2 protein-coding genes are annotated in these 1,386 nt (G+C 59.4%); one reads left to right on the top strand and one right to left on the bottom strand.

What is annotated here, in order from left to right; translation table 11 throughout:
• A partial coding sequence (locus ACSDR0_RS50595) for a transposase family protein (protein WP_435296132.1) occupies window positions 1-680 on the bottom strand: 680 nt, incomplete at its 3' end.
• Window positions 681-860: 180 nt separating this feature from the next.
• On the opposite strand from ACSDR0_RS50595, the gene ACSDR0_RS50600 reads away from it, so the two are divergent.
• On the top strand, window positions 861-1,187 hold the full coding sequence (locus ACSDR0_RS50600) for a hypothetical protein (protein ID WP_435296133.1): 327 nt from the start codon (window positions 861-863) through the stop codon (window positions 1,185-1,187).
• Window positions 1,188-1,386 lie beyond the last annotated feature (199 nt).

The following is a 1,386-nucleotide window of genomic DNA, read 5'->3' on the forward strand; positions in this document are numbered from 1 at the left end:
AGGGAGCGTTGCAGAGCGTTATGGGTGCGGTTGTCGACGCTGAGGACGTTGCCGTCAGCTGGTTGCTTGAACGGCACGTGTATGCCGTGGCCAGCACCTTGATAGCCGGGGTCCGCCAGCACTGGCATGGTTTCGGCGTAGGGGTATACGGCCGGCAGAACGTGACGGCGTGCCGCTTCGATGTCCACGACACCACCCGGCTCCACCTCGCTGGTCCACAGAGGAAAACCGTCGGGCTCGCACAGTATCTGGATGTTGCCGCCGAAGTAGCCGGTCTTACCGGAGAACCAGGCATCGATCGTTTCGCCTTTCACGCTTGTTGTCTTGATGCGGCATCGGTCGGTCTCGAAGATCTTGCCGTCCAGGATGAGGTGGGGTATATCGACGGCTTTGGCTTTCTGTAGGGTCTGGTGCAGGTCGGGGGATTGGTCGGCCAGGACGTCGATGGCCTCGTGCAGGTAGCGGTAGGCGGTGGCCTGTGACAATCCGAAGGCGATGCCGTGCAGACGAATGTTGGGCTTGCAGCGGAGCCAGACCAGCGCGAAAAGTGCTTGGTAGAAGCAGGTCAGGCGTCGGGTGCCCGTGGGGGTGCCGCGACGTAGCCGCTCGTTGTAGAGCAGTCCTCCGACGTAGCGAACCAGTTCACGAGAAACGTCGAGCGTGGCAGGATAGGCGATCACGTGGTTCCCGGTCTCGGAAGATCTTGTGGTGAGACCTCTTCTACCGGAGGCTCCACGCCCATTTCTGGCCAACGGCAGACCGTCCATAAGTTCGCCGAGATGTCTTGGCTGGTAGCGCAGGTCTGCTATCGCCCACTTCGTTCGGCCTGAGAAACCTCATTAGAGAGAGATGTGGCAGAGATGGAATTCATGGATTCCTACAGTTTATGGAAACAGCTCATGCTTCCGCCGAATGGGGTGGACGAGGAAACCAGGGATCTCTGCACCGACCTGCTGGTATCAGACGAGTACTTGCTGTCGGTGGCGAACTTGGTCGAGTACGGAACCTTTGACCCCCCGAAAGTCGACGTATTCTCCTACCTGGACAAGATCATGTTTCGTGCGGAGAGAATGATCGCGGATGGGAGCCCTGAGGTCCGGGAATCTGCCTGCAACCTGCATGCGTATGCGGCGCTTTCTCGCCAGCTGTACCAGCAATACCTCGATGTCGGCTCCCAGAAGCAATGACGATCCCTTCGATCACATCTGGTGACCGCTTAGGACTAAGGCAGTCCCACGGAGTTTTCCGTGGGGCCGCCTGCACGCACGGGCCCTCGACACTGCCGTCCACAATTTCATCTTCTACCGGGGGCTCCACGCCCATTTCTGGCCAACGGCAGACCGTCCATAAGTTCGCCGAGATGTCTTGGCTGGTAGCGCAGGTCTG

Source organism: Streptosporangium sp. G11, assembly GCF_051192615.1.
Taxonomy (GTDB): domain Bacteria; phylum Actinomycetota; class Actinomycetes; order Streptosporangiales; family Streptosporangiaceae; genus Streptosporangium.